The following is a 23048-nucleotide window of genomic DNA, read 5'->3' on the forward strand; positions in this document are numbered from 1 at the left end:
CTCCGCTGATGACATCGGAGAAGATCACCGCCGCCGCCTCGGGCACCTGGACACTCGGCGACCTGCCCGTCAACCGGATCGGCTTCGGCGCGATGCGGCTGACGGGCAGCGCAGCCTTCAACCTCGGGACGCCCAGCGACCGTGACCGGTCGATCGCCGTGCTGCGCAGGGCGATCGAGCTCGGTGTGAACCACATCGACACCGCCGCCTTCTACTTCTCGTCCCTCCGGTCGGCCAACGAACTCATCAACTCCGCGCTCGCCCCCTACGCCGACGACCTCGTGATCGCCACCAAGGTCGGACCCTTCCGGAACTACTCGGGGGAGTGGAGCACCTCGGCCCGCCCCGACGACCTGCGCGGCCATGTCGAGGAGAACCTGCGGCAGTTGGGGCGCGATCACCTCGACGTGGTCTATCTCCGCCGGATGGGACAGGACTCGATCGCCGAGTACTTCGGGGCGCTCGCCGAACTCCGCGAGGAGGGCCTGATCCGGCACCTCGCGATCTCCGACGTCGAGCCGCGGCACCTGGCCGAGGCGCAGGCGATCGCGCCGGTGGTGAGTGTGCAGAACCGGTTCGGGCTCGACTCGTTCAGTCCCGAGACCGACGAGATGCTGCGGATCTGCGGTGAACAGGGCATCGCCTTCGTGCCGTTCTTCGCCATCGCGGGCGAGGCGGGGCCGCAGGGCGCGACCACCGCGCACGACGACGAGGTCCTGGCTGTCGCCGCGGCCCACGACGCGAGCCCTGCGCAGATCCGCCTGGCGTGGTCCCTCGCCCAGGGTCCGCATGTCCTTGCGATCCCTGGCACGGGTAACCCCGACCACCTTGTGGAGAACGTGGCGACCGGGGCGATTCGGCTGACGGAGGAGGAGCTGGGTCGGCTCAACGCGGTGCACGGTAAGGCGGGTTGAGGGGTGGCGGGGGGTGTGGCGGAGCTCCTGTCCGGGGCTCAGGCCAGCCAGGTCCCGTCGCGCATGAGGTGACGTTGGGGTAGCTCGCGCTGCTCGTGCCATGCCTGTACGGCTAGCGGCCTTACCCGGAAGAACGAGTAAAGGCGGTCGCCTTACCGTCGATGAGCACGACGTCCCGGGTGTCCGCGAAGGTCGGCCGGGTCCGCCGCCCGTCGGTGGGATTGCGGCCGGTGGGATTCGTGGCCCGGGTCGCCAGCCAGACGCACCGCCCGCCCCACAGGAACCACAACGGCACCAGACACGGCACCCCGTCGGCGTCCGCCGGTTGGGGGCGCGGCACCTCGGGCCAGGGGCGTAGGACCTTGGCCCGAGGTGCCGTGGACATCGTGGACGTCAGGGGCGTCAGGGGGGCGTCAGCCCAGTTGCTCGTGGAGGAACGGGATCGTGCTCGCCCAGGCGCGGGTGGCGGAGTCGGCGTCGTAGACCGGGCGGCCGTCGTTGAAGAAGGCGTGGTTGGCCGGGTAGAGGCGGAGGTCCGGGGTGATGCCGGACTGCTCCTGGATGTGCTTGGCGAGGGCGTCGAGGCCGGAGACCGGGATGCTCTCGTCCAACTCGCCGTAGTGGCCCTGGATTTGTGCCTTCAGGCCGGAGAAGTCGGGGAGTTCGCCCTGGATCACGCCGTAGAACGGGACCGCGGCGCTGACGCGCGGGTCGGCCGCGGCGAGGTACAGCACGAAGCCGCCGCCCATGCAGAAGCCGACCGCGCCGACCGTGTCCGAGGTGACCTCGGGCAGGGACAGCAGGTGGTCGACGGCGCCGGAGAGCAGTTCGACACCGCGGGCGACCGGGAGGGCCAGCATCATGCGCAGGGCCTCGTCGCTCTCGTGCGCCACGTTGCCGCCGTACAGGTCCGGGGCGAGCGCGACGAAGCCCTCCTGGGCGAGCCGGTCGGCCACGTCGGCGATGTGGTCGGTCAGGCCCCACCACTCCTGGATGACGATCACGCCCGGCCCGCTCCCGGAAGGCGGCAGCGCGAGATAGCCGTGGGCGGTGCCCCCGGCACTGGGAAAGGTGACGTTCTGGTGGGCCGGGGCTCCGGTCGACTTCGGCAGCTCGGAGGACATGGGGCTCAACTCCTGTACGGCGATGGGGGTGGGGGCGTTGTCGGGACGGGTTCCGATGTGATCTCCAGCGTGTCATGGGTGGGGGCGGCTGGTTGGCGGGGGCGGTCGTTTTTGGCGCGGGTCGGTCAGCTGGCGTGTGTCGGCTGTCCGGTGGGAGTCGGTTGCCCGGCGAGGGTCGGCGGTTCGGCGCGGGTTGGTCATCTGGTGAGGGGCCGCTGCTTGGCGCGTCGAGGATCTGGTGTGGGTCGGTGAGCCGGTGTGGGGCGGCCGTCCCGTGAGAACCGGGGGTTCGACGTGGGTTGGTCTACTGGCGTGCGTCGGCTGTCCGGTGGGGGTCGGTCGCCCGGCGAGGGTCGGCGGTTCGGCGCGGGTTGGTCATCTGGTGAGGAGCCGCTGTTCGGCGTGCGTCGAGGATCTGGTGTGAGTCGGTGAGCCGGTGTGGGGCCGCCGTCCCGTGAAAACCGGCGGTTTGGCGCGGGTCGGTCTACTGGCATGTGTCGGCTGTCCGGTGGGGGTCGGTCGCCCGGCGAGGATCAGCGGTTCGACGCGGGTTGGTCATCTGGTGAGGAGCCGGCTTGGCGCGTCGAGGATCTGGTGTGGGTCGGTCATCCGGCGAGGAGCCGTTGTTTGGCGCGCGTCGCTGACCTGGCACGGTCGGTGATCCGGCGTGGGGCGGTTGTCTGGTGAGGATTGGCGGTTCTGCTCGGGGCGGTCAACTGACGTGGGTCCGCTGACGGGTGTGGGACCGACACCCGGTGCGGTCGGCTGGCTGGCGCGCGGCCGTCATCTGGTGCTGGTCGGCTGTTCGGTACGGATGGGCGGCCGGTTCGCTTCCTCGCCCATGCGGACCACTCGGCCCGCGGCCACCTTCTGGAGGAGGCCGTACGCCAGTACCGGGAGAAGGATGTGGGGGCGGTCGGGGAGGGTCGTCGTGATCAGTACCGCGCTCGCGCTGCTGTTGTTCATGCCGCAGGCCAGGGTGACGGAGGCGCCGGCGCGGGCGTCGAGGCGGAGGGCTCGCGCGGCTACCCGGCCCAGGGTGAAGGACAGGCCGCACACCGTGGCCGCGACGCCGAGCGCGGCCAGCAGGAGGACCGGGCGGGGGTGGCGGAGGAAGGGGCCCAACACCCCGCTGGCGTTGACGTATGTCAGGAGGAGTGAGGCGGGCAGTGCGGCGGATACGGCGACAGCCAGAAGGCCGGTCAGTGCGCGTGCGGGGAGTGCCAGTCGGCACAGGATGCCTGCCGCGCAGGGCAGGACGACCGAGGTCAGGGCGAAGGCGTTTCCGGCCGAGTGGGCGGCCACGGCGAGTCTGCCCGCGTAGTCGCCCTGGAGGAGCGGGCAGAGGACGGCCAGGGTGAGCGGGACCGTCAGGGGGCTGACGAGGGTCGAGGCCAGCACCAGGCCCACCGCCGTGGGCTGGTCGCCGTCCCCCTTCGCGGTCCACACCGTCGCCCCGGCCGCCACCGGCATCGCGACGACGAGGATCATCGCCGCGATCATGCCACTGCCCCCGTCATGGTCCGGCGACAGCCGCAGCGCGAGGGCGACCCCGGGGACGATCAGCAGCGGCACCAGGATGTGCAGGGCGAGACCCGCGAGCAGGGCCGCGGGGCGTCGTACCAGCAACCGCAGTTCACGCAGCGGGACCTGGAGGCCGGCGCCGAACAGGACCAGGGCCAGGAGCAACTGGGGTGTGCGCAGGGACAGTTCGGCGATGCCCGTCGCGTGCGGGTGGCGGAGCCACAGGCCGGGGGCGGGCAGCACCGCCGCGGCGACGTACGTCACGGCGACGGCCCGGCCCAGGTGGCGGCGGAGCAGGGCGAGCAGGCGGGGTACGGGGAGAATCCTGGCGGGCCTGGGACACATCGTGGCGCTCTTCCGTCGTAGGAACTGGGCGGAGACGGAGCGCCGGTATCGCGTGCGGACTCGTCGACACGCGCGGGGGGAGGAGTGTGCGAAGCCCTGCGGTCATCGTCGACGGTGCCTTCCATAATGGGCGGGCGGGAATGGACACAAGGGCGCTGTGACGAGACGGCGCCCGAGTGACTACAATTCTGTAGACGGTCTACTGAACTGTAGACGAGGACGGGGTGAGGATCGTTCCCATGGCCGACGCGAAGGATGAACGCCGACCGGCGGGTGAGCTGGAGGCCAGCGTCATGGCCGCCCTCTGGGCAGCCGGTGCCCCGCAGACGCCCGGGGAGGTTCAGCTGAGCCTCGACACGGGCCTCGCCCGTACGACCGTGACGACGATCCTGACCCGGTTGCACGACAAGGGTGTGGTGGACCGGCGGCGCCAGGGGCGCGGGTTCGCCTACTTCCCGGTGCAGGACGCGCAGGGGCTCACCGCGCGCCGTATGCACACGGAACTCGACCGCGACGGTGACCGGGAGACGGTACTGGCCCGGTTCGTCGCGCAGCTGAGCCCCGATGACGAACAGGTGCTGCGGGACCTTCTGGAGTCCGGGGAGGCATGACCGCCCCTCCCGGCTGACGCCCTGCCGTCCCCGTGTCTGAGGGGGTGGGCAGGGCGCCATGCCGTCTACGGCCTTTCGGTCGCCGGGTGCATGTGCCGCCTGGTCGTGGTCACCGAGGTCGGTAGGCCGTGGCCAGTACCGAGACGGTGACGTGGTCGGGCCATGAGCCGGTGTCGTTCAGGTCCGCGCCGCTCAGGTGCCGTGCGCTCGGCGTCATCCCGACCAGGTCGAGGATCTCCCGCCCGGTCAACGGCACGGTGTACTCGACCTGTTCGGTGACGGCGGCCTCGAAGTACGGGTCGATCGCCCGGTGGAGGCGGTGTTCCTTGGCCGGGTCGATCGTGACCGTCCCGGGTACCCGGCCGCGCAGCTCGGCCAGGTGCCGCGCGGTGGGACGGACCACGATCAGCCGGCCCGTCGGGCGCAGCACCCGGCGGAACTCGGCCGGGTTGCGCGGGGCGAACACGTTCAGCACGACCTCGGCCACGCCGTCGGCCAGCGGGAAGGGGCGGAAGACGTCCCAGGCCACCGCGGCGGCGCGTTCATGGGCGCGCGCCGCCGAACGCAGGGCGCGCACAGACGTGTCCAGCCCCAGACCGCGGGCGCCGGGCAGCCGGTCGAGTACGCCGGCGAGGTAGTAGCCCGTGCCGCACCCAACGTCCACGACCGTGGTCCGCTCGGGCGCGGAGTCGGCCGCCAGCAGGGCAACGGCTTCACGGATCGGCGCGTACGTGTCCGTCGACAGGAACCGGTCCCGCGCCCGGACCATGGCCGCGTCGTCGCCGCTGGTGGCACGGGCGCCGGTCAACAGGCTGACGTAGCCGTGCCGGGCGATGTCGAAGGTGTGGCCCGAGGGACAGCGCAGGGCGCCGCCGTCGGGGGACAGGGCATGCGTGCGGCACGTCGGGCAGCGCAGCAGGTCGAGGGAGAGATCGAGGGCAGGGGGAAGCAACACGGGCACGAGGCACTCCTGGCAGGAGGGAAGGGGAGAAGCCGTGCCTGTACGTGCGCCCGCGACGTCACTGCCTCACGCAGGAACGGGCAGCGCCGCAACGGTGGTTCACGCAGCAGGCACACCAAGGAGGGCGACGCCGTCCGGCCTCGCCCTCAACGCCTTCCGGTTACTGGAAGCAGTGCGGGATGCTCGTGAATGCCACGCCGTGAGTCTACGAGCACGGGCGGGGCGGCTCGGGTCGCGGATGGCGGGAGACGGGGCCGGGGTGACCGAATCCTGGTCAGCATCCGCCCCGCCGGCACCCTCACCCCAACCCCCTGGGAATCCGACTGGCGCCCACCGCGTTTTACGTATAACCTCACCCGTCAATCCCCCCGCCCGGAACCCGCACGGAGACCCCCGATGAGCCGTATCGCCCTGGTCACCCTCGTCGTCGACGACTACGACGAGGCGATCCGCTTCTACGTCGAAGCTCTCGGCTTCCGGCTCGCCGAGGACGAGGCGCGTGGCGACGGGGCGCGATGGGTCGTCGTGGTGCCGCCGGGTGCGGACGAGGGCGGTACCGGGCTGCTGCTCGCCCGGGCCAAGGGAGACGCGCAGAGCGCCCGGGTCGGTGACCAGACCGGTGGCCGGGTCGGCTTCTTCCTGCACACCGACGACTTCGCCCGCGACCACGCCCGGATGCTCGCCGCGGGCGTGACCTTCCTGGAGGAGCCGCGGCACGAGCCGTACGGTTCCGTCGCCGTGTTCCAGGATCTGTACGGCAACCGCTGGGACCTGCTCCAGCCCGCCGCCTGAGCCTCCGTACTCGCCAACTCCGCTCACCGAACGACGACCGAGGAACCCCCGCACATGTCATCTACGCGCATAGACGCCGACATCATCCGCCGGCTCCCCAAGGCCGTGCTGCACGACCACCTCGACGGCGGCCTGCGTCCCGCCACCGTGGTGGAGCTCGCGGCGGCGGTGGGGCGCACGCTGCCCACCACCGACCCGGACGAGCTGGCCGCCTGGTACTTCGACGCCGCCAACTCCGGTGACCTGGTGCGCTACATCGCCACCTTCGAGCACACCCTCGCCGTGATGCAGAACCGCGAGGGCCTGCTGCGCACCGCCGAGGAGTACGTCCTCGACCTGGCCGCCGACGGTGTCGTCTACGGCGAGGTGCGCTACGCCCCCGAGCTGAACACCAACGGTGAACTCACCCTCGCCGAGGTCGTCGAGACCGTGCAGGAGGGGCTCGCCGCCGGTATGGCCAAGGCCGCCGCTGCGGGCACGCCGGTGCAGGTGCGGACGCTGCTGTGCGGGATGCGGATGTTCGACCGGGTCGGCGAGGCGGCCGACCTCGCGGTGGCGTTCCGGGACGCCGGGGTCGTCGGCTTCGACATCGCCGGTGCCGAGGACGGGTTCCCGCCCGCCGACCACCTCGCCGCGTTCGAGCACCTGCGCCGCGAGAGCGTCCCGTTCACGATCCACGCCGGTGAGGCGCACGGCCTGCCCAGCATCCACCAGGCACTCCAGGTGTGCGGCGCCCAGCGCATCGGCCACGGCGTCCGCATCACCGAGGACATCGTCGACGGCAAGCTCGGCCGCCTGGCGGGGTGGGTCCGTGACCGCCGGATCGCGCTGGAGATGTGCCCGACCTCCAACCTCCAGACGGGCGCGGCCACTTCGATCGCCGAGCACCCCATCACCGCCCTCAAGGACCTCGGCTTCCGCGTCACCCTCAACACCGACAACCGACTGGTGTCCGGTACGACGATGACGCGTGAGATGTCCCTGCTGGTCGAAGAGGCCGGCTGGACGATCGAGGACCTGCGCACCGTCACGGTGAACGCCCTCAAGAGCGCGTTCATCCCGTACGACGAGCGCAAGGCCCTCATCGAGGACGTCGTCCTGCCGGGTTACGCTTCCGCGCTCTGAAGCAGCCCGCGCACATACGCGGCCTGTCCGACGTGCTCCAGATCGTCGGACAGGACGCTGACCAGCCGGACGCCCAGGGTGACCGGCGGGTCCCAGCGCTCGTCGACGATCCGGTCGTAGTCCTTCGCCGTCAGACCGCGCAGATACGCCAAAGTCTGGTCGTGCACGGCGTCGTAGTACCCGGTGAGCTGCCCGGCCGACTCGACCCGCACCTTGCCGACCTTCGCGGCGGTGTGGCCGTAGCCCGTGTCCTTGGCCGGCAGGTCGAGGCCGAAGCGCTTCTCCCAGCCCTGGCTCAGCCACACCTGGTCGAGTCCTGCGGCTTCGCCGATGTGGTCGTCCTGGACCCGGGTGAGATGCCAGACCAGCCAGGCGATGGAGTTGGCATCGGCGGCGGGGCGGGCGTGCAGCTGGTCGGGGGTGAGGCCGTCGACCGCTGCGTGGACTTCTTCCTGGATGCGGCCGTACGCGTCAATGAGGATGTCGTTGGCATGCATACGACCACCATCGCGCATCGCCGTCCGTCATGCGGCCGGAGTGTCCGTTTCCAGGATCGTCATCAGGGCCCGGGCCGCCGGACTGGTCGCCTGCGGGGGCGGCAGCAGCGCCACCGTTTCGTAGACCTCCTCGCCGGTGCCCTTGAGGGGGAGCGCGGTGAGGGGCTCGCGCTTGTGGCGGAAGTGCTGGGGGACGACCGCGATGCCGAGGTTCTCGTCGATCAGGTCGAGGAGGCTGTGGACGTCGTTGACCTCCAGGGCGACCGTCCGCCGTACGCCCGCCGCGGCGAACACGGCGTCCGTGGTGCGGCGGGAGGCCCAGTCCGGGTGGAAGTCGACGAAGACCTCGCCGGCGAGGTCGTCCGGGGTCACCGCCGCGCCCGTCTTTGCGAGCCGGTGGCTGGGATGGCACAGCACGGTCATCGGCTCGCTGGTCAGCGATACGGAGCGCAGCTGGTCGGTGTCCGCCTGGGTGCGGTAGGCGAACGCCAGGTCGAGTCGCCCGGCCGCGACCTCCTCCGCCAGCGCGCCCGAACCCGCCTGCCGCAGCCGGATCTCCACATCGGGGTGAAGGCGCCGGAACGCGGCCAGCAGTCCCGCCACGTGCACCCCGGCGATGCACTGCTCGGTGCCCAGGGACAGCGTGCCGCGCAGGACGCCCTGCACCGCGGCCACCGCCTCGTGCGCCGAGCGGACCTGCGCCAGGATGCGTTCCGCCTCGCCGAGGAGCGCGCGGCCGGCCTCCGTGAGCGTGACCCGGCGGGTGGTGCGCACGAACAGCGGGGTCTGCAACTCCCGTTCCAGGGCGCGGATCGAGGCCGAGAGCCCGGACTGGGACACCATCAGCCGCTCGGCCGCACGGGTGAAGTGCTGGTCCTCGGCGACGGCGATGAAATGCTGGAGATGACGCAGTTCCATGATTGAGAAGCGTAACCGCTGAATTCCATCGGATTCTTCTGTTGGACCACTGCCCGCAGGTCACGACAGAGTGGGCGGTGGTTCCCTGGAACCGGTATCCCGTGTGCCAACCCCTCTGGAGTCGCGTTGTACACCGCACACCCCGACCGCTACGCGGACCTGCCCTACCGGCGCACCGGACGCAGCGGTCTGAAGCTGCCCGCGATCTCGCTCGGCCTGTGGCACAACTTCGGGCCCGACCGCCCGGTCGACACCCAGCGCGCCATCCTGCGCCGCGCCTTCGACCTCGGCGTCACCCACTTCGACCTCGCCAACAACTACGGCCCGCCCCCCGGCGCCGCCGAGTCCGCCCTCGGCGAGGCGCTGAAGGCGGACTTCGGGTCCTACCGCGACGAGCTGGTGATCTCCACCAAGGCCGGCTATCTGATGTGGCCCGGCCCGTACGGCGAGTGGGGTTCGCGCAAGTACGTGCTGTCCTCGCTGGACCAGAGCCTGAGCCGCATGGGCCTGGACTACGTCGACATCTTCTACTCGCACCGCCCCGACCCGGAGACTCCCCTCGAGGAGACGATGGGCGCCCTGCACTCGGCGGTCCAGCAGGGCAAGGCGCTCTACGTCGGCATCTCCAACTACTCGGCGGAGCAGACCCGGGAGGCCGCCCGCATCCTCGGTGAGCTCGGCACCCCGCTCCTCATCCACCAGCCGCGCTACTCGATGCTCGACCGGCGCCCCGAGGACGAGGGCCTGCTCGACGCCCTGGACGAGCTCCAGGTCGGCTCCATCGTCTTCTCCCCGCTGGAGCAGGGGCTGCTCAGCTCCCGCTACCTCGACGGCATCCCGGAGGGTTCCCGCGCGGCGAGCGACAGCCCGTTCCTGAACTCGGACGCCGTCACCGAGGACCTGGTCGGACAGCTGCGCGCCCTGAACGACATCGCCAAGGGCCGCGGTCAGACCCTCGCCCAGCTCGCCCTCGCCTGGGTGCTGCGCGGCGGCCGGGTCACCTCCGCGCTGGTCGGCGCGAGCAGCGCGCAGCAGCTCGAGGACAGCGTCGCGGCCACCCGCAACCTGGACTTCGACGCCGACGAGCTGGCCCGCATCGACGCGATCATCAAGCCGTAGCGCACCTCGCGGCCGTCAGGCCGTGAGCCGCTCGCTGACCTCCCAGAGACGGGCCGCCGACTCCGGGTCCACGGCGCGGGACAGCACCCCCGGGGTGGTGTCCCCGCCGGCCCAGGCGGCCTCGTCCTCGGGGGCGAGCAGTGGGCTGATGTCGACGTTCTCGCAGTAGACCCCGCCGAGACCGTCGAGCTGCGGGCTGGTCGCGCACCAGACGCTGGTGGCCGCGCCCTGCTGCACGGTCTTCATCTGTCGCTCGGGGTCACGGATCGGCCGGCCCTCGGCGTCGAGCGCGCCCGCGGCCTGGAGCGCCGCCGGTTCGAGGTGCTTGACCAGGCCGGTGTCGACGATCAGGCCCGGGTGCACCGCGAACGCCCGGATGCCCTCGGCCTGTCCGCGCCGGTCCACCTCGACGGCGAACAGGGCGTTGGCCGTCTTGGACTGGCCGTAGGCGAGGAACGGCTCGTACTTCCTGTGCTCGAACTGCAGGTCGTCGAAGTCGATCCCGGCGAAGCGGATGCCTCGCGAGGACAGGACCACGACCCGTGCCCCGTGCGCCGCGACCAGCGCGGGCCACAGCCTGGTCGTCAGCTGGAAGTGCCCGAGGTGGTTGGCGGCGAACTGCGACTCGTAGCCGCGCGCGTCCCGCGCCAGCGGGGTCGCCATGATCCCGGCGTTGTTCACCAGCAGGTGCAGCGGACGCCCGGAGGCCAGGAACTTCTCGGCGAAGGCGTCGATGGACGCCGGGTCCAGCAGGTCCATGTGCTCGACCTCGGTTCCCGGGAGGTCCTCGAGAGCCGCCCGGGCCCGCTCCACGTCCCTCGCCGGTACGACGAGTCGCGCCCCGGCGCCGTGCAGCACGCGGGCCGTCTCCAGGCCGATGCCGGAGTAGCCGCCGGTGATGATCGCGACCTTGCCGGTCAGGTCGACGCCCTTGATCACCTCCTCGGCGGTGGTCGAGGCGCCGAAGCCGGAATTCAGGGGCTGCTGTGCGGTGGTCATGTTCTCTCCCTCATCAGCTTGAGCTGTTGAGACCACCGTAGGTCGGCCGATCCGTACGATGAATACTTGAGAATCCGCATAACTTGCGTGATAGTTCGAGCATGACCGTGGATCCCCTCTCCGACGCCCTCGCCGTCGCCGATGCCCGCAGCGTGTTCTCCGGCGGGTTCACGGCCGGCGGCGACTGGGCGATCCAGCTGCGCGGACGCGACCGGCTGAAGGTGAACGCCGTGGTGCAGGGCAGCTGCCTGCTGGTCCGGGACGGCGGCGAACCGCTGCGGCTCGCCGAGGGGGACGTCGTGATCTCCGACGGCGGCCAGCCGTACACCCTGTGCAGCCGGCCCGGTGTCGCGCCGACCGACTCCGCGGACGTCGTCATGGACCCGGAGACCCGGATGGGCCGGCTCGGGCAGGGCGACGCGGTGGACGTGGCCTGCGTGTCCGGGCACATCGATCTGAGCCGGGACCGCGGGGATCTGCTCCGGCGGGCGCTGCCGCAGCTGGTGCACGTGCGGGCCGACTCGCCCGAGGCCGATGTACTGCGGTGGCTGATCGGGCAGTTGGCGGCCGAGATGCGCCTGCGCAGGGCCGGGGTCGAGTTCGTGTCGGCGCAGCTCGCGCAGCTGATGTTCGTGCAGGTGCTGCGGGTCTGTCTGACCGACGCGGACGGGCTGCCGCCCGGCTGGCTGCGCGCCCTCGCCGACGAGCGCCTCGCCCCCGCGCTGCGCCTGATGCACGGCGACCCGGCCCACCCCTGGCAGCTGGAGGAGCTGGCCCGGGCGGCGGCCATGTCCCGCACCACGTTCGCCGTACGGTTCAAGGAGGCGGCCGGTGTGCCGCCCCTGACGTACCTGCTGAACTGGCGCATGAGCCTCGCCGCCCGGGCCCTCCGTCAGGACACGGCCCCGGTCGGCACGCTCGCCCGCTCCGTCGGCTACACCTCCGAGAGCGCCTTCAGCAACGCCTTCAAGCGGGCGGTCGGGGTGGCGCCGCGGCGCTATCGCGAAGAGGCCCTGGCTAGGAGCTGAGCCGTTCTTCGAGACGGACGGTGACCTGATCGCCCTCGCTTTTGTCGATGGCCTTTCGAAGATCGGCTTTCACGGGGAGTTTGTGCGTGCCGTCGCCGAGCGCCATGAACGAACTGCGGAAAGGGTGTCCGTCGATCGTGCCGCGGACCTTGACCAGTCCGCGGGTGCCGAAGAACGCGACGGACCCGGGCCAGACGAGATAGGTCCAGCCGCCGTCGTTCGGGCTTTTGATCAATTCGGCGGTGAATTCCTCGTTCAACGGGGTGCCGGTACTCATGAAGTCCTCCGCTCGGGGTGGTCTGCCGAAGAGGAGACCGCCCCGAGCGCGAGAACTCATCGCCGGCGCCGGTCTCAGGCCCCCGCGGGCACCCGGTCGAGGAAACCGAGCACGGAGCGGATACGGCCGTCCTCGTCCAGCGTGATCACGTCGAACCCGGCGACGGGCGCCGAGCCGTCGGCCCCGCTCACCAGCTCCCAGGCGAAGCGCGCGGTGTCGTGGTGCCCGTCGACGGCTCCCAGCGGGCGGAAGACGAATCCCGGGAACTGCGTGTGCGCCCCGGCGATCAGCCCCGCGATCTCCGCATGGCCGGTGACTGCCGCCAGCGGGTCGGTGTAGGTACCCTCGACGGCCCAGGCGGCGGCGACCGCCTTCGCCAGCGCCTCCGGCTCGCTCGCATTCCAGGCCTCGAAGTAGCGGGCGACGGCGTTCTCGTGGCGATCGGTGTTCGCGGACATGGTGAATCAGCCTCCAGCGAGGTCGTTCGTACTGGTCAGGACCCGGATCGGGCTTCCTGCCGACCCGGTGCCTCCACCCTGCCGGGGAGCGCGCGGGACGTCGATTACCCCTCGGGTAATGACGGCGGGAGACCACCACAAAAGGGGTCCCGAAGGTTTTCAGCCAAACAAGGCTGTGAATATGCCAAGAGAGTGGCTAAAAAGTGGTGGTGACAGTGTTTCGGGAGTGAACATACTCGACTGCTAGGGCATCACTTCACGAGGCAAAGCCGCCATCGTGCGCACCACTTGAGCCACCCGAGCCGCCATCAGAGCCGCATGGAAAGCGAGGCCCGACCGGCAATCGAGACACGCGACGGGGGAGTGATCGTGCACGACGAATTCCTGTGCCATGTCACCGCGTACGGTTCCTGCGGCGGACAGCGCGTCGGGGTGCCTCTGGGAACCTACCGCGCCCCGACCCTGGCGCTCGCGCTGTGGTGGTTACGGGACCGCGCGGTGTGGATGGCCGACCGGCTCGACCCGCAACCGGAGAACCCGCGCTTCCCCAGGGGCGCCCTGGTCCCGGTCGCCGACACGGCCCCCGACGTGCCCCGCGCGTTACGCACCTGGTCCCGCGATGTCGGTCAACAGGAGCAGGTCGCCTACGAGTTGGCGGCCGGACGGCTCGTGCAGATCGCCATCAGCGACGAGACCACCGAGTACGAACTGCTCGCCGAGTCGGTCGACGCCCTCAGGATGCAGCGGACCGTTCCGGCACTCGTCGTCCCTGTCGCCTGACACGTGTCGACCAGCGCGCACCCCTGACCGCTGACCGGGCGCACACGTGAACGAATCGGTAGAATTCGGTGCATGCCAGAGCGGCCGATGGTGCCGACCGCGCCCGAACTCCTCCTGGAGACGGAATCGGGCTCCACGGTCATGACCCCGGGCCGCGACTACCACGTAGGCCGCGACCCGCTCAGCGACATCGTCATCGACGACGCCCGCGTCTCCTGGCACCACGCGGTCCTGCGGCCGGACGCCGACCACTGGACGCTGGAGGACGAGCACAGCACGAACGGCACCTACGCAGACGGCCGCCGCATCCAGGAGTGGGGCGTCGGCCCCGGCAGCGTGATCCGCTTCGGCAACCCGGCCGACGGCCCCCGCGTCGTCCTCGCCGACCGCCCCGCCCCGGCCCCGGAACGCCCCTCGGCGGTGTCCATGCCCGCCTTCACCGGCACCTACCGGCAACCGACGACCGTACGACCGCTGCCGAGCCGCACCGTCCGCATCGGCCGGGCCGCCGACAACGACCTCGTCGTCGACGACCTGGTCGTCTCCCGCCGCCACGCCGAACTGCGGGCCGGGCCGGACGGCACGTACGAGATCGTCGACCTCGGCAGCCACAACGGCACCTACCTCAACGGCCAGCCCGTCGCCCGCGCCCCGGTCGGGCCGGGTGACATCGTCGGCATCGGACACTCCGCGTTCTGTCTCGTCGGCGACCAGCTGCAGGAGTACGTCGACACCGGCGAGGTCTCCCTCGACGTCCAGGACCTCACCGTCGCCGTCGACCGGGGCCGCAAGGTCCTCCTCGACCAGGTGTCGTTCCCGGTCGGCGAGAAATGCCTGCTCGCCGTGGTCGGACCCAGCGGCGCCGGAAAGTCCACCCTGCTCAACGCGCTCACCGGCCAGCGCCCCGCCGACCGCGGCACCGTCCTCTACGACGGCCGCGACCTCTACCGCGACTACGCCGAACTGCGCCAGCGCATCGGCCTCGTCCCGCAGGACGACATCCTGCACGCCCAGCTCACCGTGCACAGCGCCCTGTCGTACGCGGCCGAACTCCGCTTCCCCCAGGACACCGCCAAGGCCGAACGCCGGGCCCGGGTCGACGAGGTCGTCCGTGAACTCGGCCTCGAACAGCGCGCCGCGCAGCCCGTGCACAGCCTCTCCGGCGGGCAGCGCAAGCGCGTCAGCGTGGCCCTGGAACTGCTGACCAAGCCGTCGCTGCTCTTCCTCGACGAACCGACCTCCGGACTCGACCCCGGCATGGACCGCTCGGTGATGCACATGCTGCGCGGCCTCGCCGACGACGGCCGTACCGTCATCGTCGTCACCCACAGCGTCCTCAGCCTCGACGTGTGCGACCGGCTGCTGGTGCTTGCGCCCGGCGGCAAGGTCGCCTACTACGGGCCGCCCGACGACGCCCTCGCCTACTTCGGCTTCGAGCACTGGCCGGAGGCCTTCGAGGCGTTCGAGCGGGACCAGGACCGGGACTGGGCGGGGGAGTTCAGGGAGTCGCCGTTCCAGCGCCAGTACATCGTCAACTCCACCGCGCAGCCGCACCAGGTGGGCTCGGCCCCGGCCGCCGCGGCCCCGCCGCCGCCCAGACCCCGCAGCCGCGGTGCCCAGCTCGGCACCCTCATCCGCCGCTACACCGCCGCCCTCGGCGCCGACCGGACCTTCCTCGTCATCATGATCGCGCTGCCGTTCGTCATGGGCGCGATGGCCCGCGCGCTGGCCGGCAGCCAGCTGACCCGGGACACGGCGATGAACGCCCTGCTCATCCTGTGCGTCGGCGGCGTGCTCACCGGCGCGGCCAACGCCGTGCGCGAACTCGTCAAGGAACGCGCGATCTACCGGCGCGAGAGAGCCGTCGGTCTCTCCAGATCGGCGTACCTGCTCTCCAAGGTCGTCGTCCTGGGCGCGATCACCGTGGCGCAGGCCGTGGTGCTCACCCTCGTCGGACTGTTCGGCGTCGACCTCAACGCGCCGGGCGGCAAAGGGGTGTTGATGCCACCCCTGATCGAGATCACGGTCGCCGTCGCCCTGTTGTCGTTCACCGCGATGATGCTCGGCCTGCTGGTCTCCGCGCTGGTGCGCAAGGAGGAGGTGACGATGCCGCTGCTGGTGCTGCTCGCCATCGTCCAAGTGGTGTTCTGCGGCGCCCTGTTGAAGCTGCACGGCGTGCCCGGACTGGAACAGCTGTCCTGGCTGGTTCCCTCGCGGTGGGCGCTCGGCGGGATGGCCGGCACCATCGGGCTGGCCCGGATCGTGCCGGGCGAGCTCACCAGCGATCCGATGTTCCGGCACTCGGCCGGGGTGTGGCTGCTCAACATGGGCATGCTCGTCGTGCTGTCGCTGCTCTTCGGCTTCCTCGTCTCCCGGCTGCTGCGGCGGCACGAACCCGCCGTGATGCGGAAATAGGGGCCGCCGCGATGACGACCCCCGGCTTCCGGCCCACCCACGTCGTCCCCGAGCACGGGATGCCCGCCTGGGAGGCCCCGGACCCCGCCCGCCCCACCGTGCCGCTCGACGCGCTGCTCCCCGTGCAGCTGCTGGAGCGGCGCGGCGACTGGGCCCACGCCCTGTGCTCCAACGGCTGGTCCGCCTGGGTCGACGGCCGCCACCTCATCTCCGTCGCCCACGACCCGCCGGCCGCCCGCGGCCCCCTCACCCGCACCGCCGACCCGCGCCCCCTGCTCGCCCGCGCCGAACAGGCCCTCGCCCGCTACCGCGCCGCCGTCGAGGAGCTCGCGGGCGGCGGCCTCGACGGCGCCACGTTCCAGGCCCGCACCAAGGGCCTGCGGATCGGCGTGGTCGTCGACGGCGAGTCCGTCTGGCTCTACGACGCCGACCACGAACGCTGGGTCCACACCGACGGCACCCGCCTGAGCACCTACGCTTCCGACGACGGGCCCCGCGCCGAACCGGCCGACCCCGGCCACGCCCCCACGCAGGTCGTGAGCACCGATGGCCCGTGACGCGAGCCTCTTCTCCGGGCGGCCCTCCGAGCTGATCGGGCAGCAGATCGCCGGGTACCGCATCGAGGACGAGATCGGCCGCGGCGGCATGGCGGTCGTCTACCGCGCCCACGACCTGCGCCTCGACCGCACCGTCGCGCTCAAGCTGCTCGCCCCCGAACTCGCCCGCAACGACACCTTCCGCAAACGCTTCACCCACGAGTCCCGGGTCGCCGCCGCGATCGACCATCCGCACATCGTTCCCGTCTTCGAGGCGGGGGAGACGGACGGGGTCCTGTACATCGCGATGCGCTACGTCTCCGGCAGCGACCTGCGTCATCTCCTCGACCGGGAGGGGCCGTTGGACCTGTCGACGGCCACGCGGATCATCGGGCAGGTCGCCTCCGCGCTGGACGCGGCGCACGATCACGGGCTCGTCCACCGGGATGTGAAGCCCGGCAACATCCTTGTGGCGCGGGGTACCGACAGCGACCATCCCGAGCACGTCTATCTCACGGACTTCGGGCTGACGAAGAAGTCGCTGTCACTGACCGGGTTCACGACGGTCGGACAGTTCGTCGGGACGCTCGACTACGTGGCCCCTGAGCAGATCTCGGGGCGGCCGGTCGACGGGCGGTGCGATGTGTACGGGCTGGCTTGTGTCGCCTACGAGACCCTGGCGGGGCTGCCGCCGTTTCGGCGGGATGACGACATGGCGTTGCTGTGGGCGCACCAGTACGACGTGCCTCCGGCGGTCAGTGAGGGGCGGGCGGGGTTGCCTGGGCATGTCGACGGGGTTTTCGCGAAGGCGTTGGCGAAGAGTCCTGATGATCGGTACGTGTCTTGCCTGGCGTTTGTGTCGGCGTTGCGCGGGGGTGAGGTTGCGGGGCATGCGGCGACCGAGGTGGATCTGCGGGTGGGTGGGGGGCCGGATGTGGGGCCTCCTGCGTTTCCTCGGTGGGCGGAGCCCGTGTTGAGGGTGCGTGAGTGAGTTTTTCGGGTGCGGGTGCGTGGGGGCTGGTCGCGCAGTTCCCCGCGCCCCTGGGGGGTGGGGGCGAGCCTGGGTCAAGAGGTGCTCGGTCCGTTCAGGGGTGTGCGGCGGGCCTTTACCGTTCGGCTTGCGATGCGCCAGCCCGCCTCCACGCGCACCAGGGTGTCCACGTACGTCACCGAGCCGCAGGAGCCGTCCGTTCGGATGCCCAGGCCCTTTGAGCGGGCGCGGACGGTGCCGTCCGGGGAGTCCTCGATCACCACGTTCGTCACGTGGTGTGCGACGGGGTTCGCGGGGCCCAACGTGAGCGCGGCGGCCGTGAGTTGGGGGAGGCCGGTGAGGGTGCCCTGGGTGAAGTCGGTGAGGTCGTACTCGACGTCCGGGGTGAACACCTCGGACATGCGGTCGAGTTCGCCCTCGTCGATCAGGTGGCCGTGCAGGGCGATCAACTCCGTGATGGCCAGGCGGTCTTCGAGTGTCAGCGCCATGTCTGCCCTTTCCTCGGCTCGGCGCACACTCTCACGTCCGGTGCCCCGGCTGCGCCGGGATTTCCACCACGCCCCTCCGGTGCACCGGCTTTGCCAGCAGGGCGCCCAGGAAGCCCGTCACCAAGCCCCACAATGCCGCCAGGCCCACCGCCGACCACACCTCGGGCTTCAGGAACAGGTCTCCGGACAGGCCGCCGCCGACGTCGCCGATGCCGAGGAGGGAGAGGCCGTAGTGGGCGGAGACGCGGCCGACCAGGCAGATCATGAGGACAGCCAGGGCGAGGGCGATCGCGAAGTGGACGGCGTGCTGCCAGGCGCGGACGCGGGACGGGGAGCGCGCGGCCATCAGGAAGGCGGTGGCCATGAGCAGGACCGCGTCCAGGACCAGGAGCCACCACACGCGGCCGTCGTGGGCGGCGAGGGTGTGCAGGTTCAGGGTGGAGACGTCCGGGGTGCGCAGGACCTCGTCGAGGAGGTGGGGGACGGGGAGGCCGAAGGGGCCGTCGACGCGGCCGTTCCAGGTGGCGCCCAGGCCGAGGGTGAGGGCCAGCCAGACCAGGTTCGGCATGCCGAGCAGGATCAGGGCGAAGGTCTGGGTGGCGTTGCCCCGGGTCGCCGCCGTGACGAGGGCCAGGACGACGCCGAGCGCCACGTAGGCCAGCAGGAGGGCCACCACCGCGTACGCGGCCGGTCGTACCGCCGTGTGGAAGCGGAGCAGGCGGGCGGGGAGGGGCGCGCCGGGGGACACCAGGAGGGCGAGGATCAGGACTCCGGCCAGCCACAGGAGGCCGTAGAGCACGGTCTGCGGTACGTCCGTCTCGAAGCCGACCTCGGGGGAGGCGCCGAGCAGGTCGCCGATGTCGCCCAGGGTGCCGCTGCCGAGGGAGATCGAGAACTTCTGGCGCGCGCCCAGCGCCAGCCCGATCAGGCCGAGCAGCCACAGGACGGCGATGCGGGCGGCCCAGCCGACGAGCTCCGTCGCCGACGCGACCGCACGGTGCCGCAGGGGCCGTAGGAAACCTGCCGCGGTCGCGAGGGCGCCGGAGAGGGTCACCGAGAGGGGGATGGCGGTCAGGCCCGCTTTGGTGTCGGCCAGGGAGCCGGCGTTCCCGGAGAGTTTCAGGGTGCCGCCGACCGCGGCCACCACCGTCGCCGTGACGACCCGGGGGAACGCCCCGTCCGGGAGGTCCGCCGCGCCCGCCGCCCACAGGCCCAGCGCGGCGACCACGCCCATGGTGAGCAGGCCGGCCAGTACCGTGCCGAGCGCCTGGAGCCAGCCGTGGCGGGCCACTGCCTGGTCGGAGGGGGTTCGGGGGGTCACACGGTCACGCTAAGCAGCGGCCGGGGAGCGCGCCCGCCGGGAGGGCCGTCCGCGTCGGCTTGCGGGCGGACCATGACCCGAGCACACAATGGGTTCGTTGTGGACAAAGGGTCGCTTATCGGTACGAGTGGCCTTGCAGCCCGCGTCGGGAAGAAGAGCTCGTGAGCGTCGAACCTCCGTCTTCAGGCCGCCCCACCGGACCGCCCTCAGGCCCGCTGTCGGGACCCTCCCAGCCGCCTTCGGGCCCGCCCTCGCAGCCCTCGGGCGGCGGCACCGGTGCGCCGGAGCCGCACCGGCCCTGGTGGAAGTCGGTGCCGCGGGTCGCGATCCTCACCGCCGTCGTGGTGGCCGCCGTGGTGCTGGGCCTCGTCTTCACCCGGTCCGACGGCGGCTCGACGAACACGGCGAGCAAGGGCGAGGTGTTCCTCCAGGCCGCGGCCAAGACGGGCCCCGACCCGTTCACGAAGTCCAGCGCGACCGAGAACTCCGCCCCGCCCGTCACCGCGTCCCCCGCCGCCTCCGAACCGGCGAACGCGGTACGCGGCGTCGACGGCGGCGCCCCCGGCCTCTACGGCGGCACCCAGAACGTCTCCGCCTGCGACGTCGAGCAGCAGATCAAGGCCCTCCAGGCGGCCCCGGCGAAGAACGCGGCGTTCGCGTCCGTCGCCGGCGTCCAGCCCGCCGGAGTCCCCGCCTACCTGCGCTCGCTCACCCCCGTACAGCTGCGCATGGACACCCGGGTCACCAACCACGGCTATCGCGACGGCACCGCCACCAGCTATCAGGCCGTCCTCCAGGCCGGCACCGCCGTCCTCGTCGACAACCACGGCTTGCCCCGCGTCCGCTGCGCCTGCGGCAACCCGCTGACGCCGCCCGTCGCCCAGCAGACCACCCCGAAGCGCACCGGCGACACCTGGTCCTCGTACCGCCCGCAGAACGTCGTCGTGGTCACCCCCGCACCCCAGATCATCAACATCTTCGTGATCTACGACCCCCACAACGGCCACTGGTTCGGCCGCCACCACGGCGACACGGGGAAGCACGACCACAGGACCCCGCCGCCGGTGAACCCGGCCAGCCCCTCCGTGTCGCCGCCGACGTCACCGTCCTCCGACTCCCCGTCGCCGTGCGCCTCCAAGGCCCCGGGCACACCGGGAACGCCCGGCACGTCCCCGAGCCCCTGCCCGCCGTCGTCGAGCGCACCGTCCTCGCCGTCGTCCTCGTCGCCGGGTTCGGACACCCCGTCCTCCGAGCCGCCGTCGACGGAGTCCTCATCAGCCTCATCAGCCTCTTCCGACGCTTCCTCCCCCTCCGATTCGGCCGCGTCGGACGAGACGACGACGTCCGCCTCGACGGTCAGCGCGCCGGTTTCGTCCCAGTCGATTTCACCGTCACTCTGATCGGGGGGACTGCCGGGCGTGGTGCTGGGTACGAGCACTGATACGACAGCGACCGGCAGAGCCGCCTTCCGAGAGAGACACGCATGATCGACCACCGGGACGGGGTAGTGATACCGACTCGTTTCGACGTGCCCGTGGAACCGCTGCGGCGGGCGGCGCACTACACCGGCGAACCGGGCTGCATCTCAGCGGCCCGCCACTTCACGCACCAGTTCCTCGAACAGCTCAGAACCGAGTGGTGCGCCACGATCGACGACCAGTCCGACGGCGAACTGCTCCTGCTGGTCAGCGAGTTGGTCACCAACGCGGACCGGCACAGCAACGGCCCGTACATCCTGGAGCTGGAGGGCACGGACACCTCGGTGACGGTGTCCGTCTGCGACAGCAGCGTCGCCCTGCCCCGGCTCTTCGCCCGGGACCCCGAGCGCATCGGCCGGCACGGCCTGGAGATAGTCCACGCCGTGGCCACGCAGGTGACCGTCGAACGGGTACCGGTCGGCAAGCGGGTGCGCGCCGTCGTGCACCTCGCGGGCGAGGACCGCTAGACGGTCAGGCCCCGGTCCGGGTGGCCGTGATCAGCTCGTGCAGATAGCGCTTGGTGACCCGGCCGCCGTGCCGCGTCTCCAGCAGCTCCCGGAGGCAGCCCAGCAGGCCCAGGCGCGCGGGCTCGTCCAGCGCGAGATGGTTCGAATACGTGAGCACGACGTCGAGGTACTCCTCCGTCGTGTACGTGATCTCCTGCGCGCCCCGCCACACCGTGACGTCCTCGAAGTGGACGGAGCCCTCGAACTCCCGTGTGTCCGTTGCCGTTTCGTCCTCGGTGGGACTCCGGAAACCGGGCGGAGTGGCCGGGTCCCAGCGTTCGTAGCACTCCTGCGTCCGGTCGAAGAAGTCCTGCGTGCCGCCCGCCACATGGTGCGTCGTGACGACCGCGAGCCGCCCGCCGGGACGCAGCGCGGACGCCGCCTTCGCGAGGAACAGGCCGGGATCGAACCAGTGGTATGCCGTCGCGATCACCACCAGGTCGAACAGCTCGTCCGGAATCTCCCACAGCTCGAAGTCCGCGACCTGTACGTCCACCCGCGGGAACGTGTCCAGATTCCGCCGGGCCACCGCGGCGAGTGAGGGGCCCAGCTCCACGGCGGTCAGCCGGCACCCGAACCCGGCCAGCGGGACGGTGAGTTGGCCGGTCCCCGGGGCGATCTCCAGGACGCGGCTGTCCGGGCCGAGGCCCGCCGTGCGGGCCAGTTCCTCGACCAGCGGGCGCGGATACCGGGGCCGGGCCCGGTCGTAGCGCTCGGCTTCTCCGTCGAACGTGTCGCGCAGCACCGTTCCGACACCCTTCACCTCGGTGATTCCACCCAGGGCAGAATGCTGACCCCTTCCCCTGACGTCCAGCGCTTTTAGTCTGAGAGGGTGACCAACCAAGCGCCGAACCAAGCCCGCGTGATCCCCCTGCGCCCGCACGAGCCGGCCCCCCACCTGCCCGAGCCGCAGGTCCCCGCCCCCAAGGAACCCCTGTGGCGCGACCTGGTGGGTGATGTCCTGCGACAGGAGCGGCTCGCCCAGGAGCGCACCCTGAAGGACGTCGCCGACGCCGCCCGGATCTCCATGCCGTATCTCTCGGAGGTGGAGCGGGGCCGCAAGGAGGCCTCCTCGGAGGTCCTCGCGGCCGCCGCCCACGCCCTCGGACTCGACCTCGGCGACCTGCTGTCGCTGGCCCGGGACGAGCTGAGCCAGCACCGCAACAGGCGTCAGGGCAGGGTCACTTCGCCCTACAACGCACAGCTCAGCCTGGTCGCCGCCTGACGGACCGGATCGCTCAGGCCTGGCCGAGGCGTCGGCTGACCACCTCGTCGGCGAGGCCGTACGCCACGGCCTCCTGAGCGGTGAACACCTTGTCCCGGTCCATGTCGGCGCGCAGCGTGGGGATGTCGTGGTGGGTGTGCCGGGACAGCACCTCCTCCACCTGGGAGCGGATCCGCACCATCTCCTTGGCCTGGAGGGCGAGATCGGAGACCATGCCGCGCTGCCCGCCGGTCGCGGGCTGACCGAGCAGCACGCGCGCGTGCTCCAGGACGAACCGGCGCCCCGGGTCCCCGCCGGCCAGCAGCACCGCCGCCGTCGACGCGGCCTGGCCGACGCAGAACGTCGAGATCGGGGCCTGGACGTACGTCATCGTGTCGTAGATCGCCATCAGTGAAGTGAACGATCCTCCGGGCGAGTTGATGTAGATCGCGATCTCGCTCTCCGGCGACGACGACTCCAGATGGAGGAGTTGCGCGATGACGACGTTGGCGACGCCGTCGTCGATGTCGGTGCCGAGGAAGATGATCCGCTCGGACAGCAGCCGGCTGAACACGTCGTACGAACGCTCGCCGTTCGGGGTGCGCTCGACGACGTTCGGAATCGTGTACGTCCCCAT

At 71.2% G+C, this 23048-nt stretch carries 25 protein-coding genes and 1 pseudogene; 13 read left to right on the forward strand and 13 right to left on the reverse strand.

Annotated elements, in window-relative coordinates; translation table 11 throughout:
* The first annotated feature begins 8 nt into the window (after positions 1-8).
* Positions 9-914, forward strand: coding sequence for an aldo/keto reductase (locus tag OHT77_RS41150; protein WP_328833451.1), 906 nt, complete (start codon positions 9-11; stop codon positions 912-914).
* A gap of 38 nt (positions 915-952) precedes the next feature.
* Here the strand turns inward: OHT77_RS41150 and OHT77_RS41155 are convergent.
* The 3 genes and pseudogenes from OHT77_RS41155 to OHT77_RS41165 form a co-directional block, all read right to left on the reverse strand.
* Positions 953-1236: pseudogene (locus OHT77_RS41155) on the reverse strand (pyridoxamine 5'-phosphate oxidase family protein); the annotation flags it as partial.
* 91 nt (positions 1237-1327) lie between these two features.
* Positions 1328-2038, reverse strand: coding sequence for a dienelactone hydrolase family protein (locus OHT77_RS41160; protein ID WP_328833452.1), 711 nt, complete (start codon positions 2036-2038; stop codon positions 1328-1330).
* Between the two features lie 783 nt (positions 2039-2821).
* Positions 2822-3907 (reverse strand): sodium-dependent transporter, encoded by a 1086-nt coding sequence (locus OHT77_RS41165; protein WP_328833453.1) that lies wholly within the window; start codon positions 3905-3907, stop codon positions 2822-2824.
* A 239-nt stretch (positions 3908-4146) separates the two neighbouring features.
* On the opposite strand from OHT77_RS41165, the gene OHT77_RS41170 reads away from it, so the two are divergent.
* The gene (locus OHT77_RS41170) at positions 4147-4518 is read left to right on the forward strand and encodes a BlaI/MecI/CopY family transcriptional regulator (RefSeq protein WP_266774898.1); all 372 of its coding nucleotides are present in this window, start codon (positions 4147-4149) and stop codon (positions 4516-4518) included.
* Between the two features lie 109 nt (positions 4519-4627).
* Here the strand turns inward: OHT77_RS41170 and OHT77_RS41175 are convergent, their stop codons facing one another.
* Complete coding sequence (locus OHT77_RS41175; protein ID WP_328833454.1) at positions 4628-5479, reverse strand: putative RNA methyltransferase; 852 nt, start codon at positions 5477-5479, stop codon at positions 4628-4630.
* 396 nt (positions 5480-5875) lie between these two features.
* On the opposite strand from OHT77_RS41175, the gene OHT77_RS41180 reads away from it, so the two are divergent.
* Both OHT77_RS41180 and OHT77_RS41185 read left to right on the forward strand, forming a co-directional pair.
* Positions 5876-6271: a VOC family protein gene (locus OHT77_RS41180; protein ID WP_328833455.1), complete on the forward strand. Its 396-nt coding sequence runs from the start codon at positions 5876-5878 to the stop codon at positions 6269-6271.
* Positions 6272-6325: 54 nt separating this feature from the next.
* A complete protein-coding gene (locus OHT77_RS41185; RefSeq protein WP_328833456.1) occupies positions 6326-7396 on the forward strand; it encodes an adenosine deaminase in 1071 nt (356 codons plus the stop codon).
* On the opposite strand, the gene OHT77_RS41190 is transcribed toward OHT77_RS41185, so the two are convergent.
* Positions 7378-7893, reverse strand: a complete 516-nt coding sequence (locus OHT77_RS41190) for a mycothiol transferase (protein ID WP_328833457.1) — start codon at positions 7891-7893, stop codon at positions 7378-7380. The genes OHT77_RS41185 and OHT77_RS41190 overlap by 19 nt on opposite strands.
* 27 nt (positions 7894-7920) lie before the next feature.
* Complete coding sequence (locus OHT77_RS41195; protein ID WP_328833458.1) at positions 7921-8811, reverse strand: LysR substrate-binding domain-containing protein; 891 nt, start codon at positions 8809-8811, stop codon at positions 7921-7923.
* A 126-nt stretch (positions 8812-8937) separates the two neighbouring features.
* Here OHT77_RS41195 and mgrA point away from each other — a divergent pair, with 126 nt between their 5' ends.
* On the forward strand, positions 8938-9930 hold the full coding sequence (gene mgrA / locus OHT77_RS41200; RefSeq protein WP_328833459.1) for an L-glyceraldehyde 3-phosphate reductase: 993 nt from the start codon (positions 8938-8940) through the stop codon (positions 9928-9930).
* Positions 9931-9945: 15 nt separating this feature from the next.
* Here the strand turns inward: mgrA and OHT77_RS41205 are convergent, their stop codons facing one another.
* Complete coding sequence (locus OHT77_RS41205) at positions 9946-10929, reverse strand: oxidoreductase (RefSeq protein WP_328833460.1); 984 nt, start codon at positions 10927-10929, stop codon at positions 9946-9948.
* 101 nt (positions 10930-11030) lie between these two features.
* Between OHT77_RS41205 and OHT77_RS41210 the strand changes: the two genes are divergently transcribed.
* Complete coding sequence (locus OHT77_RS41210) at positions 11031-11957, forward strand: AraC family transcriptional regulator (protein WP_328833461.1); 927 nt, start codon at positions 11031-11033, stop codon at positions 11955-11957.
* On the opposite strand, the gene OHT77_RS41215 is transcribed toward OHT77_RS41210, so the two are convergent.
* Together OHT77_RS41215 and OHT77_RS41220 are read right to left on the reverse strand one after the other, a co-directional pair.
* Positions 11947-12234 carry a DUF1905 domain-containing protein gene (locus OHT77_RS41215; RefSeq protein WP_328833462.1) on the reverse strand — a complete coding sequence of 96 codons (288 nt, stop codon included), beginning with the start codon at positions 12232-12234 and terminating at the stop codon, positions 11947-11949. The genes OHT77_RS41210 and OHT77_RS41215 overlap by 11 nt on opposite strands.
* Before the next feature lie 74 nt (positions 12235-12308).
* Positions 12309-12692, reverse strand: coding sequence for a nuclear transport factor 2 family protein (locus OHT77_RS41220; protein ID WP_328833464.1), 384 nt, complete (start codon positions 12690-12692; stop codon positions 12309-12311).
* Between the two features lie 369 nt (positions 12693-13061).
* Here OHT77_RS41220 and OHT77_RS41225 point away from each other — a divergent pair, with 369 nt between their 5' ends.
* The 4 genes from OHT77_RS41225 to OHT77_RS41240 all read left to right on the forward strand — a co-directional run bounded on the left by OHT77_RS41225 (position 13062) and on the right by OHT77_RS41240 (position 17414).
* Positions 13062-13472, forward strand: coding sequence for a hypothetical protein (locus tag OHT77_RS41225; protein ID WP_266774909.1), 411 nt, complete (start codon positions 13062-13064; stop codon positions 13470-13472).
* Between the two features lie 72 nt (positions 13473-13544).
* On the forward strand, positions 13545-15887 hold the full coding sequence (locus OHT77_RS41230) for an ABC transporter ATP-binding protein/permease (protein ID WP_328833465.1): 2343 nt from the start codon (positions 13545-13547) through the stop codon (positions 15885-15887).
* A gap of 11 nt (positions 15888-15898) precedes the next feature.
* A complete protein-coding gene (locus OHT77_RS41235; protein WP_328833466.1) occupies positions 15899-16444 on the forward strand; it encodes a hypothetical protein in 546 nt (181 codons plus the stop codon).
* Positions 16434-17414 (forward strand): serine/threonine-protein kinase, encoded by a 981-nt coding sequence (locus OHT77_RS41240; RefSeq protein WP_328833467.1) that lies wholly within the window; start codon positions 16434-16436, stop codon positions 17412-17414. Before OHT77_RS41235 ends, OHT77_RS41240 begins: the two co-directional genes overlap by 11 nt.
* A gap of 74 nt (positions 17415-17488) precedes the next feature.
* On the opposite strand, the gene OHT77_RS41245 is transcribed toward OHT77_RS41240, so the two are convergent.
* On the reverse strand, positions 17489-17902 hold the full coding sequence (locus OHT77_RS41245) for a nuclear transport factor 2 family protein (RefSeq protein ID WP_328833468.1): 414 nt from the start codon (positions 17900-17902) through the stop codon (positions 17489-17491).
* 31 nt (positions 17903-17933) lie between these two features.
* Positions 17934-19223 carry a streptophobe family protein gene (locus OHT77_RS41250; protein ID WP_328833469.1) on the reverse strand — a complete coding sequence of 430 codons (1290 nt, stop codon included), beginning with the start codon at positions 19221-19223 and terminating at the stop codon, positions 17934-17936.
* A 161-nt stretch (positions 19224-19384) separates the two neighbouring features.
* Here OHT77_RS41250 and OHT77_RS41255 point away from each other — a divergent pair, with 161 nt between their 5' ends.
* Both OHT77_RS41255 and OHT77_RS41260 read left to right on the forward strand, forming a co-directional pair.
* Positions 19385-20623, forward strand: a complete 1239-nt coding sequence (locus OHT77_RS41255) for a DUF6777 domain-containing protein (RefSeq protein ID WP_328833470.1) — start codon at positions 19385-19387, stop codon at positions 20621-20623.
* A gap of 83 nt (positions 20624-20706) precedes the next feature.
* Positions 20707-21168, forward strand: coding sequence for an ATP-binding protein (locus OHT77_RS41260; protein WP_328833471.1), 462 nt, complete (start codon positions 20707-20709; stop codon positions 21166-21168).
* A 4-nt stretch (positions 21169-21172) separates the two neighbouring features.
* Here OHT77_RS41260 and OHT77_RS41265 read toward each other — a convergent pair whose 3' ends face one another.
* Positions 21173-21952: a class I SAM-dependent methyltransferase gene (locus tag OHT77_RS41265; RefSeq protein ID WP_328834480.1), complete on the reverse strand. Its 780-nt coding sequence runs from the start codon at positions 21950-21952 to the stop codon at positions 21173-21175.
* Between the two features lie 87 nt (positions 21953-22039).
* On the opposite strand from OHT77_RS41265, the gene OHT77_RS41270 reads away from it, so the two are divergent.
* Entirely contained in the window at positions 22040-22432 is a 393-nt protein-coding gene (locus OHT77_RS41270) for a helix-turn-helix domain-containing protein (protein WP_266774917.1), read from the forward strand.
* A gap of 13 nt (positions 22433-22445) precedes the next feature.
* Here OHT77_RS41270 and OHT77_RS41275 read toward each other — a convergent pair whose 3' ends face one another.
* Positions 22446-23048, reverse strand: coding sequence for a ClpP family protease (locus OHT77_RS41275; protein WP_328833472.1), 603 nt, complete (start codon positions 23046-23048; stop codon positions 22446-22448).

The organism is Streptomyces sp. NBC_00252 (assembly GCF_036187565.1).
In the GTDB taxonomy this organism is placed as follows: Bacteria; Actinomycetota; Actinomycetes; order Streptomycetales; family Streptomycetaceae; genus Streptomyces.

Coding starts and splice junctions, on each gene's coding strand:
- OHT77_RS41215 (WP_328833462.1), bottom strand. CDS start 12,234: ATGAGTACCGGCACCCCGTTGAACGAGGAATTCACCGCCGAATTGATC.
- OHT77_RS41240 (WP_328833467.1), top strand. CDS start 16,434: ATGGCCCGTGACGCGAGCCTCTTCTCCGGGCGGCCCTCCGAGCTGATC.
- OHT77_RS41230 (WP_328833465.1), top strand. CDS start 13,545: ATGCCAGAGCGGCCGATGGTGCCGACCGCGCCCGAACTCCTCCTGGAG.
- OHT77_RS41190 (WP_328833457.1), bottom strand. CDS start 7,893: ATGCATGCCAACGACATCCTCATTGACGCGTACGGCCGCATCCAGGAA.
- OHT77_RS41275 (WP_328833472.1), bottom strand. CDS start 23,048: ATGGGGACGTACACGATTCCGAACGTCGTCGAGCGCACCCCGAACGGC.
- OHT77_RS41205 (WP_328833460.1), bottom strand. CDS start 10,929: ATGACCACCGCACAGCAGCCCCTGAATTCCGGCTTCGGCGCCTCGACC.
- OHT77_RS41160 (WP_328833452.1), bottom strand. CDS start 2,038: ATGTCCTCCGAGCTGCCGAAGTCGACCGGAGCCCCGGCCCACCAGAAC.
- OHT77_RS41170 (WP_266774898.1), top strand. CDS start 4,147: ATGGCCGACGCGAAGGATGAACGCCGACCGGCGGGTGAGCTGGAGGCC.
- OHT77_RS41235 (WP_328833466.1), top strand. CDS start 15,899: ATGACGACCCCCGGCTTCCGGCCCACCCACGTCGTCCCCGAGCACGGG.
- OHT77_RS41245 (WP_328833468.1), bottom strand. CDS start 17,902: ATGGCGCTGACACTCGAAGACCGCCTGGCCATCACGGAGTTGATCGCC.
- OHT77_RS41210 (WP_328833461.1), top strand. CDS start 11,031: ATGACCGTGGATCCCCTCTCCGACGCCCTCGCCGTCGCCGATGCCCGC.
- OHT77_RS41195 (WP_328833458.1), bottom strand. CDS start 8,811: ATGGAACTGCGTCATCTCCAGCATTTCATCGCCGTCGCCGAGGACCAG.
- OHT77_RS41220 (WP_328833464.1), bottom strand. CDS start 12,692: ATGTCCGCGAACACCGATCGCCACGAGAACGCCGTCGCCCGCTACTTC.
- OHT77_RS41165 (WP_328833453.1), bottom strand. CDS start 3,907: ATGTGTCCCAGGCCCGCCAGGATTCTCCCCGTACCCCGCCTGCTCGCC.
- OHT77_RS41150 (WP_328833451.1), top strand. CDS start 9: ATGACATCGGAGAAGATCACCGCCGCCGCCTCGGGCACCTGGACACTC.
- OHT77_RS41180 (WP_328833455.1), top strand. CDS start 5,876: ATGAGCCGTATCGCCCTGGTCACCCTCGTCGTCGACGACTACGACGAG.
- OHT77_RS41260 (WP_328833471.1), top strand. CDS start 20,707: ATGATCGACCACCGGGACGGGGTAGTGATACCGACTCGTTTCGACGTG.
- OHT77_RS41185 (WP_328833456.1), top strand. CDS start 6,326: ATGTCATCTACGCGCATAGACGCCGACATCATCCGCCGGCTCCCCAAG.